The organism is Fulvivirga ulvae (assembly GCF_021389975.1).
Taxonomy (GTDB): Bacteria; Bacteroidota; Bacteroidia; order Cytophagales; family Cyclobacteriaceae; genus Fulvivirga; species Fulvivirga ulvae.
Genome location: NZ_CP089981.1, coordinates 3,891,837 through 3,907,327 on the forward strand (window position 1 = coordinate 3,891,837; position 15,491 = coordinate 3,907,327).

Genomic DNA, 15,491 nt, shown 5'->3' on the forward strand with positions numbered 1-15,491 from the left:
GCCTTGTTCACCTATTGTTCACCTCCTTTTCAGTGGCGTATACCTTTTGCTCATTTTGAAATTCTTTGAGCAGCATCACTCCCTCTAAATTTGTAGTCATCAAGTCAGGGTAATGCCTGGCGGTCATTTAGTGATGATGCCTTGCAGCCGGTATGGCCGCTGCATACTTCACCACACATTTAAATCATTTCATTTATGAAACAGTTTATAATTATAATTATTGGGACGATAACGGTTGTTTGTATTTGGTTGTTAAACAGTTGCCAGGTGGAAACCAACTTTCAGGCACCAGTATTGACGGGTATGGGAGAGCACACAATGGAGATTACCACTGAGTCCATTTATACCCAAAGGTTCTTTAAGCAGGGACTTATATTGGCCTATGGTTTTAATCATGCAGAAGCCATCAGGTCCTTTAAAGAAGCCATCAGGCAGGATGATGAATGTGCCATGTGCTATTGGGGGCTTGCTTATGCCCTTGGTCCGAACTACAATGTAGGTATGGATGAATCTGTCAACCAGGAAGCATACAACGCAGCACAAATGGCACTTAAGCTAGCTGATGATGTTACCCAAAGGGAAAAGCATCTTATTAAGGCCATGGCAGAGCGATATGCCCCTGAGTTTAAAAACCGAAAAGAGCTGGATAGGGCATATGCCGAAGCCATGCGAATGGCGTATGAAGCTTTCCCTGAAGACTCGGATATAGCGGCAATATACGCAGAGTCCTTAATGGATCTGCACCCATGGGACTTGTACACTGCAATAGAAGGGGAGCCCAAGATATGGACGCCTGAAATTGTAAAAATTATAGAGCAGGCTATGGAAAGTAATCCTCGCAATCCTATGCCAATACATCTTTATATCCATGCTACCGAGGCATCTTCTACGCCAGAGCGTGCCCTGGATATGGCTATGAAATTAGGCGAAATGGTTCCGGGGGCAGGTCACCTTGTACATATGCCCTCGCATACCTACATCCGTACCGGTGATTATCACTTAGGTACACTGGCCAATGAAAGAGCTGTTGAAGTTGATAGTTCATACCTGGCTTCCTGCTCCGCACAAGGACTGTACCCGTTGGCACTATATCCGCACAACCTTCATTTTCTTACAGCATGTGCAGCCCTGGAGGGTAACGGTGCAAAGGCTATCAATGCCGCATTCAGACTGGCTCAAAAGGTGGATAGACAGGCTATGAAGCAAAAGGAATGGGCCGGACTTCAGCATTTTTCAACTATACAATACAACGTGCTTGTAAAATTTGCCCAGTGGGAAACGATACTGCAACTATGGGAGCCTGAACTCGATTACCCCAAAGCCATATGGCACTATGCCAGGGGTATGGCCTATGTCGGATTGGGTAAAACAGGTCAGGCGCAGGAAGAGCTTGACCTACTAACCGGTATTGCCGGAAAGCCCGGCCTCAGGGAAATAAGTATATGGGATATCAATACGGTGGATCAGCTGGTTTTGATAGCGCAAAAAGTACTTGATGCAGAAATACTCAGGGCCGGCGGGCAGCATGCTGAGGCCGAAATCAGGTTGAAGCAGGCCATCGGGCTCGAGGATAGGCTAAACTATCAGGAGCCACCTGACTGGTTTTTCTCAGTCAGGCATGTCCTCGGAGATTTGTATATGCAAATGGGGCAATACAGCCAGGCAGAAAACATCTATAGGGAAGATTTGAAAATTTACAGGAAAAATGGCTTTGCCCTCCATGGCCTCAAAGCCAGCTTACTGCATCAGGGCAAAGTAGACGAGGCCGTATTAGTGGGAGAGGAGTTTCGCATGGCCTGGAAGTATGCGGATACTCAATTGAAATACTCCAGAGTAAACCCTGAAACACGTAAAAATATTAAGACCAAAATGCAGCAGAATTTGCCTGGAGACCTGATATCCATAGCGCTGACATTTTGTGGATTTGACAGATAGTAATAAGTAGTTTCTTGATAGTTTAGGTTTGTAACCGTCTGGTCGCTGTATGCGGTCAGGCGGTTATTTTTTATTTATTTAAGTTTTTTACGATAACAAAAATCATTTGTTCGTATGACTAATTGTCTATTTATATTTAATAGATTAATATGTAACTTTAAATCAAATCTTATAAGACTTATCTATCATGAAAAAAATTCTTGTTCCTACTGACTTTTCCGAGCAGGCTGGTTATGCTTTGGAAGTAGCATATCATATAGCTAAAAAATCCGACGCATCCATAGTTTTATTGCATGTGGTTGAGGATGCCAGTGTGACCTCAATGCACTATACCGGAGAGGTTGATCTTCCCAATATGGAAGACAGATTATTTATGATGAAATTAATTGAAAAAGGGAAACAAGACCTTGCGGAATTGGCAAACTCATCGTTCTCGGATGCCGTCATAGAGCAGGAGTTGAGAATAGGTAGCCCGTACCATAATATTAAAGATATTATCGGTGAGCATTCTGTTGACCTGGTAGTAATGGGTACGAAGGGCAGTACAGGGCTTGAGGAGTTTTTGATTGGCTCCAATGCAGAAAAAGTAGTAAGGCATGCCAAGTGTCCGGTACTGACTATACATAAAAAAGCAACAAGCTTTGACTTCAAGGAAGTAGTATATGCTACTGCGCTTGAGGAAGAAGAAGAGCAATGTGTAAATACGGTAAAAATGTTTCAGAAGCTGTATGGTTCAACCCTGCATCTGGTTCGTATCAACACGCCAAACAACTTTCAATCAGACCGGTTTGCCCGTCCTGAGCTGGAAGCTTTTGCTAAAAGATGCCAACTGGAGAATTACAAAATTCATATTTTTAATGAGGGATCGGAGGAAGAAGGTATCATATACTTCGCAGAAAGTATCAATGCTGACATGATAGCTATGGCTACTCATGGCAGAACCGGTCTGGCGCATTTGCTTACCGGAAGCATTGCAGAGGATGTGGTTAATCATGCCAAGCGCCCTGTATTGACTTATGTGATTGGACGGTAACGGCTTTGCAAATCAAACAATAAAAAACCGGATATTATCCGGTTTTTTTATTGTTTGATTTTTATGTATTGGCAATTAATATCACTAATTACCGTCTTCTTCCAGCACTTCTTCGTCCTCTATTTCCATAGAGTCTTCTTCAGTGGAGGCATCATCAGTTTCTTCCGGGGCCTCAGCATTCAGCCTGATTTCATCCAGGGCTTCTTTTACATCAGTAACAAATGCAGAACTGCTTAGGTCAACATTGTTTAAAACCTCTTCCAATTTTTTAGCCCTACTATCAGTATCTTCAGTTTCCATAGCAGGTTTTGCAAACTTAGCCATAGCTATATCCACGGGTTCATAAGAAATATTACTTTTTCTTACCCATCCTGTTTCTATCCATTTGCCATTTGTTCTTTTTCCGGCTACCTCTACCCAGTCATCCTGCGTTTGCTTAACAGCAATAATGTCCATTTTGCTAAATTTCTTGTCCGACTTGGTAAGCAGGTCAGGGCGATTGTAAATGTCTGATTCGTTAACAAAGACAGCTGATTTAGCTTCGGGAACTACAAATTCATGACGAACCCATCCTTCTTTACCATCGTTAAGTCTTATTTTGTAATATACTTTATCGTTACTATCCTTAGCTTCTTCACCCAAATAAGTCAGGCTTTCACCCAGGCTTACGGAGGTAAGCCATTTACCGTCTTCTGATGGAGTGGCCCTTACAGAGACCTTGTCCCAGATACCAACAGCTTCAACTTCATTTGATGATGGAGTTTCTGCAACAGCCGTTGAGTCGGTTTCAATGTCTGCAGTAGTCGTGGCTTCCTGCTCACTGTTTTTAGAGCCGCATGCCATCAATAAAGCAGATAAGGTTAAGGTGCCAAGTAAGTTCTTTGTTATCATAATAAAATCCGATTTGTTTATTCCCGCAATATGAGGAATATAGACGATTTTTAGAAAAAATATTTGATTTTATTCATTTCGAGATAGAAGCTATGAATGGATTTAGCTAATTATCAGCTTTCGATAATGTTTACTTCAAGCTTGTCAGAGCAACGAGCCAATAATTCAGTATTTGTTTTCCTTAGTACCGGATGAATGAAATCAGGAGCAATTTCCACCAGGGGAGCCAGGGTAAACCGCCGGTCTGGTATGCCCGGGTGAGGGATAGTCAAATTTTCGGTTTCTATAATCTCATGACCATAGTACAGAATGTCAATGTCTATTATACGGGCTCCCCATTTCTCAGTTCTCACCCTGCCGAGGCGTGATTCTATATTGTTGATACATTTTAGTACTTCTGCGGCAGACAGTGCAGAGTTAACCTCAATTACCTGGTTTAAAAATGCAGGCTGATCAGTTTTGCCCCATGCTGCTGTCTCGTATAAAGAGGACCTCCCCATGATAGGGCCCAGTTCGCTGTTTATTATAGAACAGGCGCTGTTCAGTAGTTTTTTTTTATCACCCAAATTTGATCCTAAGAGCAAAAATATTCCTTCTATCATAATTATGTTCAAAAATAGAAACGTCTTTTTTATTAATGCATGTTTAGTTGTTAATTTTGACGCTTAATTAAAATTTTAAAAAATGAATTTTCTTCGAAATCTGTTGGCCTCATTTCTGGCGCTGGTAATATTTACCGTGCTGGGCATACTGGTGTTTGTGGGTATAATAGGCGCATTGACGCAGAAGGAACCTGTTAAGGTGTCAGAAAAATCCGTTCTACATATCAAGCTTGATAAACCTATATCTGAAGTAGAGTTTAATAACCCCTTTGCTGAGCTGGATATGTTCCCGACAGCACCAACCACCATCGGTCTTGTGCAGTTGAAAGAAGCCATCAGAAATGCGAAGGATGATAACAATATCAAGGGCATCTATCTTGAGGCGCCGTTTGTAATGGCCGGCATGGCTGCTACCGAAGAGATCCGTGATGCGTTAAACGACTTTAAGAGTTCAGGGAAGTTTGTAGTTGCTTTCAGTGAGTTTTACAGTGAGGGTGGTTATTACCTTTCCTCTGTTGCAGATAAAGTATACATGCACCCTGAGGGTAGTTTAGAGCTTAACGGACTTAGTGCCAACCTTACCTTTTTTAAAGGATTGTTTGACAAGCTGGATATAGAGCCGCAAATATTTCGGGTGGGTGACTTTAAGAGTGCAGTGGAGCCGTTTATGAGAAAAGATATGAGCGAAGAAAACAGGCTTCAGCTTACATCCATGCTTAACTCCGTTTATGGGAATGTGATCGCTAAAATAGCCGAATCAAGAGGTATTGCTCCGGAAAAATTAGTAGAAATATCAGATAACATGCTTGTAAGAAGGCCCAAGCAGGCCATAGAGTATCATTTGGCCGATGAGTTGGTGTATTTTGATCAGGTTGTTTCTGCATTAAAGACAGAAATAGGAATAGAAGAGGACGAAGATCTTAACCTGATATCATACGAAAAATACAAAGAGAGTTTCAGTACTTACACGAGTTCAGATAATGAAGTGGCTGTAATTGTTGCATCGGGAGACATTATTTCAGGTAAAGGAGATGTCAATACCATTGGTTCGGAAAAGTTCTCTGAGGAGATCCGCAAGGCAAGAAAGGATGATGGTATAAAGGCAATTGTGATCAGGATCAATTCACCGGGAGGAAGCTTTGTGGCCTCGGATGTAATGTGGAGAGAGATCAGGCTTGCAAGTGAGCAAAAACCGGTGATCGCATCCATGTCGGATGTGGCGGCATCGGGCGGTTACTATATGGCTATGGCTTGTGATACTATAGTGGCCCAACCCAATACCATTACAGGTTCCATAGGTATCTTCGGTATAATCTTTAACCTTCAGGGCTTTCTCAATAATAAGCTGGGCATAACCAATGATGAGGTGAAAACCGGTGAACTTTCCAGTATTTATAACATGACCAGACCATTGACCGAACAGGAAAAGCAAATTATCCAAAACGATGTAGAAGATGGCTACGAGACCTTTATTACCAAAGCGGCACAGGGCAGAGGTATGGATGTTGAAGAACTTAAGAAAATTGCATCGGGCAGGGTGTGGACAGGAAGCCAGGCCAAAGCCAACGGGTTGGTTGATGTACTTGGAGACCTGGAAACGGCTATCGAAATAGCAGCCGCTAAAGCTAATGTGCAGGATAACTATAAAGTAAGGTACTACCCTAAGCAGCAAAGTATTTTTGAAGAGTTTATGAAGGAACTGGAAGGAGAAAGAAGCGCTGAAATGATCAAAGAGGAAATGGGTGAATTTTATCCCTACATGGAGTCTGCAAGAAAAGTAAAAGAGCTAAACGGTCTGCAGGCCAGAATGCCCTACGAATTCCGATTGAATTAATGCTGAGCAATTTACAGGTCATATAAATAATAAAGGCGATCAGCAACAGACTTAATTAAGTCAATTTCTTTGGCCAAAAGCAATGACCTTTGACGATAATGTGTTTACTTTGATTTGCATTTCCTGAAAAGGAATAACAGATTGATATAGAAAAAAAGATTATAGAATGACTGAAATTAGAAACAACTGGACAAGGGAGGAGATAGCTGAAATATATAACTCTCCGGTTTTGGATCTCATGTATAAAGCATCCACGGTACATAGAGAATATCATAATTCATCAGAAGTCCAGGTATGTACTTTGCTTTCAGTTAAGACCGGTGGTTGTCCCGAAGACTGCTCGTATTGTCCTCAGGCGGCCCGGTATCATACAGATGTAAAGGTGCATAAACTTTTGCCAACGGAAGAGGTTTTATCAAAAGCAAAAGAAGCAAAAGAGTCAGGAAGTACTCGCTTTTGCATGGGCGCAGCCTGGAGAGAGGTCAGGGATAACCGTGATTTTGACAGAGTGCTTGACATGGTAAAAGGAGTGAATGGTATGGGGCTGGAAGTGTGCTGTACTTTAGGGATGCTTACCGAAGAGCAAGCGCAAAAACTGAAAGATGCAGGCCTGTACGCCTACAACCATAACCTAGATACAAGTGAAGAACACTACGATGAGATAATTTCTACCAGGACTTATGACGACCGGCTTGATACCCTGAAAAATGTGCGCAATGCAAAAATATCAGTATGCTCGGGAGGTATCATTGGTATGGGTGAAAGCGATGGAGACAGGGTGGGCATGTTGCACACATTGGCCACATTACCGGAACACCCGGAGTCAGTTCCTGTTAATGCCCTCGTACCGGTGGAAGGTACACCGCTGGCTGAGCAACCACGTGTTTCTGTTTGGGAAATGGTAAGAATGATAGCTACTGCGAGAATCATTATGCCTAAAGCTATGGTAAGGCTGTCTGCTGGCAGAGTGAGGATGAATATGGAAGAGCAGGCACTTTGCTTTATGGCCGGGGCCAATTCTATATTTGCCGGTGATAAATTGTTGACAACCCCTAATCCTGATGTGGTACAGGATGAAGAAATGTTCCAGGTGCTAAACCTCAAACCCAGAAAAGCATTTAAGGGAGAAGCTTCGGTGAAATTTGAGCAGATACCATTATAAGCCACTGCATACGTATGAAATAACAAAAACGCCCGGAAGATAACCTTTCGGGCGTTTTTTATGATTATGATGATCTTACAAAAAAAGTCTGCAACTATCAGTTACAGACTTTTTAAAAGTACGGTTTTGCCAATGGTTTTGCTTACTGGTCTTTATTGGCCATTCTTTTTCGTTCATTCTCATCAAGATAAATCTTCCTCATCCTGATAGACTTAGGTGTTACTTCAAGGTATTCATCTTTTTGAATATATTCCATAGCCTCTTCTAATGAGAACCTTTTCGGAGGAGCAATCTTAGCATTGTTATCAGAACCTGAAGCTCTCATGTTAGTCAGCTTCTTACCTTTCTGAACATTTACTACGAGGTCATTATCCCTGGAGTGTTCACCAATAACCTGTCCCGTGTACAGATCTTCACCTGGTTCAACAAAAAATATACCTCTATCCTGAAGCTTATCTATCGAGTAAGGTGTGCCCGGGCCGTTCTCCATGGAGATCAAAGATCCATTGATCCTTCCGGGAATATCACCTTTGAATGGAGCATATTCTTTAAAGCGGTGAGTCATGATGGCTTCACCGGCAGTTGCGGTGAGTACATTATTTCTTAGTCCTATTAGTCCCCTTGCCGGGATATCAAACTCAAGGTGTTGAAGGTCGCCCTTGGGCTCCATGATCTTCAACTCACCTTTTTTGGCACTTACAAGCTCTATTACTTTGCCTGAAGTCTCCTGGGGAACATCCACCACAAGGTGCTCTACCGGTTCATGTTTTACGCCGTCTATTTCTTTGATAATAACCTGTGGCTGACCAACCTGCAGTTCATAACCCTCTCTTCTCATGGTTTCTATCAGTACTGACAAGTGAAGGATTCCTCTTCCAAAAACATTGAATTTATCTTCAGAGGAAGTGTCCTCAACCCTCAGGGCAAGATTTTTCTCAGTTTCCTTGTATAATCTGTCTCGCAGGTGTCTTGAGGTTACAAATTTTCCTTCTTTACCAAAAAACGGGCTATTATTAATGGTAAATAGCATGCTCATTGTAGGCTCATCAATAGCTATACGAGGCAAAGGTTGCGGATTATTAATATCAGTAACGGTATCTCCAAGTTCGAAATTGTCAATACCTACCAGCGCACAGATTTCTCCAGATGATGCTTCCGGAACGCGTTTCTTGCCTAATCCTTCGAAAATGTGAACCTCTTTTACTTTACATCTCTTTACAGAGCCATCTTTTTTTGTTAATCCTACAGTGTCACCTTCCTTTACAGTGCCCTGAGCTATTCTTCCTATGGCGATTCGTCCTACATAAGCAGAGAAATCGAGGGAAGTAACCCGCATTTGCAATACACCTTCGTTTTGTGGTGCAGGAGGGATGTACTCAATGATAGCGTCGAGAAGTTCGAATATATTGTCAGTAGGTTTGTTCCAGTCTGTGCTCATCCATCCTTGCTTTGACGAACCGTAAAGCGTGGGGAAGTCAAGCTGATCCTCAGTGGCATCCAGATTAAACATCAAATCGAAAACCTGCTCATGTACCTCGTCAGGACGACAGTTTTCTTTATCTACTTTGTTAACTACAACGATCGGCTTCAGGCCGAGGTCAATAGCTTTTCCAAGTACAAAGCGTGTTTGAGGCATAGGGCCTTCGAAGGCATCAACCAGCAGAAGAACGCCGTCAGCCATCTTTAAAACCCTTTCCACTTCACCTCCGAAGTCGGCGTGACCAGGAGTATCTATAATATTTATTTTTACGTCTTTATATCTGACAGAAACGTTCTTTGATACAATGGTGATCCCTCTCTCTTTTTCAAGGTCCTCATTGTCTAATATGAGATCATCGGTTTCCTGATTCTCCCTGATAATTTTTGAGGCGTGAATAATTTTGTCAACCAAGGTAGTTTTACCGTGGTCAACGTGCGCTATAATAGCGACGTTACGAATATTTTGCATTAGCTTGAAAATTAAGCCGCAAAATTACTAAACTAAAAGCAAAGAATAGTTAAACCAAAATTAAATTTAATTAATACAGCAATATAAGAGGTTAAATCCGGTAGACTAAACGGATGGAAAATGCTACCGGTTGAAAATCAGTGAATTATAAAAAGTTCATTTTAAATTTATATTCCAATCATGTAATATTTGAACCTTTTGCTTTAGAAATACGTAGCCATTCTTCACAATTGGCAACTAACCTTATGTGATGAAAATCTCAATTGAAAAATAATTTCAATATTACATCATTTTTCCTCCGGCCCGGCCAGCTTTTTTGTTCTGCCCGACAAGCATTTACCCACCCGTGGGTGGGATGTTTATGCTATACGGCTATCAGTTTTGGTGTAAACCCGCATGTAGTTATGCTGACTTTAATCGTCTGCGCATGCATGATCAGCCAGATTTACAACAACCTGTTGAGGCTTTTGTTTGAGCAGTCAGAGGATTTTTAACAAAAGTTTATGTTTTACTGCACAACTTTGTTAAAACTGGTTCTCGTCTTCCAGCGTAAAACCGGATGTAGGTTGATTATGCTGGGTTACTTCTGCCTGAGCCTTTTTGGATACGGCGGTTTTATTTATGGTAATGAACGAAAATGAAGCGATCACAGCTACTGCAAAGGCAACGATTGCTATTTTAGTTTTCATGATTTGTAAGTTTTGTGTGAAATCAGCCAGGGAGGCTCTCTGTATATACCTGTGACCTTGTTATGGCTCATTTCTATATTATTTGAATAAAGATTACGTTATATTAAAACTGATTCACATCCTCCAGCACGAAGCCGCTTGTAGGTTCCGTATGCTGAACTCCCGGAGCCTTTTCTTTCTTTGAAAATGTCTCCTTATTGATAGTGATGAATGAGAATGAGGCGATTACAGCCAGGGTAAATGTTATGATTAGTATTTTAGTTTTCATAGTTGCTGAGTTTAGAAGTTGGTGTCACTTTCTCCGTGGCCTATGGTGGAATGATCGGATTTGTTAGCGTCAGGAGTTATTTCTTCTTCAGTGCACGAAGAAAAAATTGTTGCTAAAAAAATAATGGCTAGAATTGTAAATAGTTTGGCTTTCATAGTTATATTGTTTTATAGTTTGTAATGCTTGTTTTATATTTTTTAATGTTTTAAGAAATTTTAACTTCGAGAGGCTACTCGTTTTTTAAATATTTGTGGTAAAAATCTCTCTATTTCTTACATGTTGATATTGTTCAGTATAAATTATTTTTGGCGTTATTTTTACATTTGCTCACAAATGTGGGGTAGAATATTGTAGGAATCTATTTAAAATGCAGCAAAATATTACATGGGTTGTTAAAGTTAGCTTTATTCCATTTAATCGGTGGGAGGTGTGGCTGCTTTTATTGCTCCTTAGTTGTATTACTCCTGCGGGGTTTGCTCAATCCAAAATTGATTCATTAAAGGAGAGAGCAGAAAGTGATAATTTTGAAGCTAAGAGCAATGCCTTGATGGAATTGTTCATAGCTTACCGCCTGACCGATCTCGATAGTGCGTTGTATTTTGCCGAGCAATCGCAGGACCTATCCTATGAGTACGGAGACAGTCTGATGATCGTGCGGACGGAAATTGCTGTAGGCTACGTCTATCAGGAAAAGGGCTTCTACCAGCTGGCTATCGATCATTTTCAAAATGCCCTCCACATAGCCAGGAGAAACCAGTTTAAGGATAGGGAGAAGTTTGTTTTAAATAATCTTGGCCTCACGTATTACTATTATGGCAAGTATGATGAAGCCCTGCAGTATCATTTTCAGTCACTATCACTCAGAGAGGAAGAGAATAACCAACTGGAAATAGCTATTTCCTGCAATAATATTGGTCTGGTTTATTATCAGATCAAAGATTACAATAAAGCGATAGAGTATTTTAAAAGATCCCTGGAAATTAAAAAATCCCTTAAAGACGAAAGTAAAATTGAAGGGACACTCATAAACCTTGGTCTGTGTTTTTCTGATTTGAACAACTACGATGAAGCAGTAAACAATTTCACAAGGGTGTTAAAACTTTGTGAGCGGAACGGATGCGAAGACAGAATAAAGGTAGATGCTTTGAACGGTGCCGGATTGGCATATCACTCACTGGATAATGTAGAACAGGCAGAATTGTATTTAAGGGACGCAATGGAGATCGCCACGAATGTAGGCTTGCAAAGCCATGTGGTAAATAATGCCCATTACCTGGCCAGGATAAAAAAGGAAAAAGGAAGTATAAAAGAGGCCCTTGAACTGTTAAATGATAGCCAGGATCTTGCAGAAAAGATAGACTCCAGGGTTTGGATTAATAAAAATTATAAGCTTTACGGTGAAATATATGCCTTGCTTAAGGACTTTGAAAGGGCTTATGAATATCAGTCAAAGTATGATTCACTAAGTGGGCTGATACTAAACGAGGAGGTTATTCAAAACCTGGCCAATATACAGATCAACTATCAGGAAAGAGAGAACCTTGAAACCATAAGTCTCCAAAAGTCTGAGATATCCAGAAGGACTACGCTCTTAATTCTTTCAATTATTATTATCTTTTTGGCAGTTGTAATTCTGGTGATACTGTTTAGAAACAATCAGTTAAGGAGGAAGGTTAACAGGAAGCTTTATGAGGCTAATGAAGCCATTGAGAAGCAGAACCTGGAGCTGACTAACATGAATACAGTGTTGGAGGAAAGGGTAAGGGAACGTACCCAGGAACTCAATGAGTCAAATGCCGCTCTGCTAAAATCAAATAATGAGCTTGATAACTTTATTTATAAAACCTCTCACGATATCAGGGGGCCATTAGCAACACTGCAGGGGGTTTGTAACGTAGCTTTAATTGATATAGAAGATAAGAAGTCTATCGACTACTTCAGTAAGCTGAGCAAAACGGCTGAAAGACTTAATGAAATACTTTCTAAACTGCTGGTAATTAATCAAATCAATAATTCTCTGATCTCAGATGAGCATATTGATTTTGATACTATGATCACTGATATTATATGCGAACAGCAGAACGCAAAAACACTTAAAGCCATTTCTGTTGAAAAAGAAGTTCAATGCGATTTGCAATTCAGAAGTGATCAGGATCTCCTGAGGATCATCCTCACAAACCTTATAAGCAATGCCTTTAAATTTTATAATACCTCCGGTCGCGTAGATTCCTTCATTAATATCAAAGTTTTTAGTAACGACAGGCTCCATGTTCAGGTGATAGATAACGGTATAGGTATTGATGAGAACGTATCTTACAAAATCTTTGAAATTTTCTCCAAGGCTTCTGACATGTCTGATACGGCAGGCCTCGGACTCTACCTGGTTAAACTTGCCGTTGAAAAACTAGGGGGAGATATAACTCTTAGCAAGGCTCGGGGTAGCTTCACGCAGTTTGAAGTAGTTCTTCCTTTTCATTAGAGTACTTCCGCAATCATTTCTTCTTTTGTAGTAAGTAGCACAAACTCTCAATAGTTTGTATATTATTAAGTGACTTTTTAAGCTTTAAGTATTATTGAAATCAACCGTGACTAATTTCAATAAAAGCAAGCACCGTTATGACAAACGACGAAAAGAGAAACCTTTACCTTCGTCTTGACAGGATGATCAGAATGAAATATAAAGGAAATGCTTCTGCTTTGGCAAATAGGCTTGGTGTTTCAAGAAGTACTTTTTTTCGATGTATTGAAGAAATGAAGAGCCTGGGAGCCCCGATATATTATAATGAGCTGTCTCAGCAGTATTGTTACGAAGAAGATGGGACATTCACTTTTGGTTTTGTTAGAGAATCTACCTTGTAGAGCAATATTCCTGTTATTATTAATCACCGAATAATTGGATTGCAATTATTTTTTTTTAACTTATTGAGTTATATATGGTCTGAACTAACTCTGTTAGAGTATGCGTGCTCTGTGGGTGGCATTAATCTTTGCTGTAAGTAATATCTCGATTATACAAAGTCAGGACTTTGATAGTCTTATCCATGAGTTGCCAAATACCTCAGAAGCTGCGAGAATTGACCTTCTTCATACACTTGTGGTTAAAACCTGGTTAAATTATCCTGAAGATGCCATGAGCTATGCAAGGGAAGCCTACGAACTTTCGATGATGCAGGGGAGAGATCAGCAAAAAATAGCAAAATCATTAAGGCTCATAGGTGGCGTTTATTATTACCTGGGTAATTATGATTCCGTCTTGTTCTACTCCAATAAGTCGCTGAAAATAGCTTCTGAAATCCGCGACACAGTGCTTATTAATAACGCTCTCAACAATATTGGACTGGCCTATTATAATATGGGTAGCTATCAAAGTGCTCTTGAAAACCTCCTGCGTTCTTTAAATCTTAAACAGGCTATCAATGAGGTATATGGAAAGGCCTTAACGTTGAATAATATAGGTTTGGTTTATGACAAGCTAAAAGACTATAAAAAAGCCCGGGAGTATTTTAACGAAGGACTGGATGTTGCCATAGTCAGTAACGACTCTAATCTTGAATTATATTCATTAAATAATATAGGAATAACCTTTTTGAAAGAGGGGGACCTGGCAAGAGCCAAGAGTTTTTTTGAAAGATCATTAAGGCTTGGGGTTGACAATAAAAACTGGAATGCTGTTACTTACAGTGGTTTAGGGCGTGTATATCAGCAACTTGGGGCCTTTGAAAAATCACGAAAGTACCTGGATGCTTCCCTGGGATTAAGAGAGGAGATTTCCGAGAAAAACGGAATCTCAGAAATCTATTACTATTACAGTAAAGAAGCTCAGCGAAAAGGAGATTATGATAGCGCCATAATACTGCTCAACAAGAGTCAGGAAATCGCAGAAGAAATAGGATCCAAAGAGCGGATGTTTGAAAATTTCAGCTTGTTTTCCGACCTCTATCAGCAAAAAGGAGATATAAACAAGGCTTACGAGTATAAGACTAACCTGCTGAAGCTTAGAGACACTCTCTTTAATGAAGCGCTGGCACACAACCTGTCAGCCATCCAGTTGAAAATACAGGAAGAGGAAAACCAGAAAATACTGGAAAAAAAGGAACGTCAGTTAATTATAAACCGTAAAATAAATATTTTCCTTATTATAATATTTGGATTGGCGTTGCTTCTGGCAATTTTGATATTCTATGCTTACAGGCACAATAAAAGGATCAACACAATTCTGGCAGAAAGAAATTTTGAAATTCTATCTCAGAAAGAGGAAATAGAGGCTCAAAAAGAGGTGCTGATCTCTAAAAATGCCCAGCTGGAAAAAGCTCATGCCCTGATAACCGAGCAAAATGAAAAACTGGCCACATATAATGTCCACCTTCAGGATAAAGTAGAAAAAAGTACTCAGGAGCTGGAGGATCGTAATCAGCAGTTGAAAATGGCCAATTTGGAACTGGACAATTTCCTTTATAAGTCATCTCACGATATCAAGGGGCCGCTGGCTACATTAATGGGTATTTGCAATGTAGCGTTGCTCGATATTAAGAACGACAAGGCGCTTAAGTATTTTAAAATGCTGCTGCAGACTTCTTCGGGGCTTAATGATATACTTACCAGGTTAAAGACCATCAGCGATATTAATAGCCTGGAGTTGAAATATAAGATGATCAACTTTGAAGAGTTGATTGAAAAGTGCATTCGGCAGGTGCGTAATATAGAGGGTACAGACGACTTTATGGTAACCTATGAAATAGACTCCGCCCTAAAATGCTACTCGGACCCATTGCTGGTCGATCTTATCTTTTTTAACATGATCCAGAATGCCGTCAGGTTTAAAGTTCCGGACCGAACCAGTGTATCAAAGATCAAAATTACAAAGGGAGAAGGTGATTGGTGTGTTATCCACTTTCTGGATAATGGCATAGGAATAAAGGATGAGGATGTCAATGATATTTTTCAAATGTTTTCTAAAGCCGCACTACGTCATCAAACGATCGGACTTGGACTCTATATTGTGAAGCAAAGCGCACAGAAACTGGGAGGTGATGTAATGCTGCAGAATGACGACAAGGCCTATACACATTTCAGAGTAACGCTTCCTTCCTCATAAATTTCCGGTTATAGTCAGGATAATTAACAATTCC

General features: G+C 40.4%; 12 protein-coding genes. 7 read left to right on the forward strand and 5 right to left on the reverse strand.

All coding sequences use genetic code 11. From position 1 onward, the window contains the following. Positions 1-267 precede the first annotated feature (267 nt). Positions 268-1,935: a tetratricopeptide repeat protein gene (locus tag LVD17_RS16645; protein ID WP_233760141.1), complete on the forward strand. Its 1,668-nt coding sequence runs from the start codon at positions 268-270 to the stop codon at positions 1,933-1,935. A gap of 187 nt (positions 1,936-2,122) precedes the next feature. Further along, positions 2,123-2,968 (forward strand): universal stress protein, encoded by an 846-nt coding sequence (locus LVD17_RS16650; protein ID WP_233760142.1) that lies wholly within the window; start codon positions 2,123-2,125, stop codon positions 2,966-2,968. A gap of 84 nt (positions 2,969-3,052) precedes the next feature. Here the strand turns inward: LVD17_RS16650 and LVD17_RS16655 are convergent, their stop codons facing one another. Both LVD17_RS16655 and folK read right to left on the reverse strand, forming a co-directional pair. Continuing rightward, positions 3,053-3,859 carry an SH3 domain-containing protein gene (locus LVD17_RS16655; RefSeq protein WP_233760143.1) on the reverse strand — a complete coding sequence of 269 codons (807 nt, stop codon included), beginning with the start codon at positions 3,857-3,859 and terminating at the stop codon, positions 3,053-3,055. 113 nt (positions 3,860-3,972) lie between these two features. Beyond that, on the reverse strand, positions 3,973-4,461 hold the full coding sequence (folK, locus tag LVD17_RS16660; protein ID WP_233760144.1) for a 2-amino-4-hydroxy-6-hydroxymethyldihydropteridine diphosphokinase: 489 nt from the start codon (positions 4,459-4,461) through the stop codon (positions 3,973-3,975). 82 nt (positions 4,462-4,543) lie between these two features. Between folK and sppA the strand changes: the two genes are divergently transcribed. Further along, entirely contained in the window at positions 4,544-6,295 is a 1,752-nt protein-coding gene (gene sppA / locus LVD17_RS16665) for a signal peptide peptidase SppA (RefSeq protein ID WP_233760145.1), read from the forward strand. A 166-nt stretch (positions 6,296-6,461) separates the two neighbouring features. Continuing rightward, complete coding sequence (gene bioB, locus LVD17_RS16670; RefSeq protein ID WP_233760146.1) at positions 6,462-7,457, forward strand: biotin synthase BioB; 996 nt, start codon at positions 6,462-6,464, stop codon at positions 7,455-7,457. A gap of 142 nt (positions 7,458-7,599) precedes the next feature. On the opposite strand, the gene typA is transcribed toward bioB, so the two are convergent. From typA to LVD17_RS16685, 3 genes are all read right to left on the reverse strand, one after another. Then, on the reverse strand, positions 7,600-9,405 hold the full coding sequence (typA, locus tag LVD17_RS16675) for a translational GTPase TypA (protein WP_233760147.1): 1,806 nt from the start codon (positions 9,403-9,405) through the stop codon (positions 7,600-7,602). 524 nt (positions 9,406-9,929) lie between these two features. After that, positions 9,930-10,094 carry a hypothetical protein gene (locus LVD17_RS16680; RefSeq protein ID WP_233760148.1) on the reverse strand — a complete coding sequence of 55 codons (165 nt, stop codon included), beginning with the start codon at positions 10,092-10,094 and terminating at the stop codon, positions 9,930-9,932. Between the two features lie 103 nt (positions 10,095-10,197). Continuing rightward, positions 10,198-10,362 (reverse strand): hypothetical protein, encoded by a 165-nt coding sequence (locus LVD17_RS16685; RefSeq protein WP_233760149.1) that lies wholly within the window; start codon positions 10,360-10,362, stop codon positions 10,198-10,200. 367 nt (positions 10,363-10,729) lie between these two features. On the opposite strand from LVD17_RS16685, the gene LVD17_RS16690 reads away from it, so the two are divergent. The 3 genes from LVD17_RS16690 (at position 10,730) to LVD17_RS16700 (ending at position 15,457) form a co-directional block, all read left to right on the forward strand. Further along, positions 10,730-12,841 (forward strand): tetratricopeptide repeat-containing sensor histidine kinase, encoded by a 2,112-nt coding sequence (locus LVD17_RS16690; protein WP_233760150.1) that lies wholly within the window; start codon positions 10,730-10,732, stop codon positions 12,839-12,841. A 137-nt stretch (positions 12,842-12,978) separates the two neighbouring features. After that, positions 12,979-13,221, forward strand: coding sequence for an HTH domain-containing protein (locus tag LVD17_RS16695; RefSeq protein ID WP_233760151.1), 243 nt, complete (start codon positions 12,979-12,981; stop codon positions 13,219-13,221). Between the two features lie 100 nt (positions 13,222-13,321). Further along, positions 13,322-15,457: a tetratricopeptide repeat-containing sensor histidine kinase gene (locus LVD17_RS16700; protein ID WP_233760152.1), complete on the forward strand. Its 2,136-nt coding sequence runs from the start codon at positions 13,322-13,324 to the stop codon at positions 15,455-15,457. The last annotated feature ends 34 nt before the right edge of the window (positions 15,458-15,491 follow it).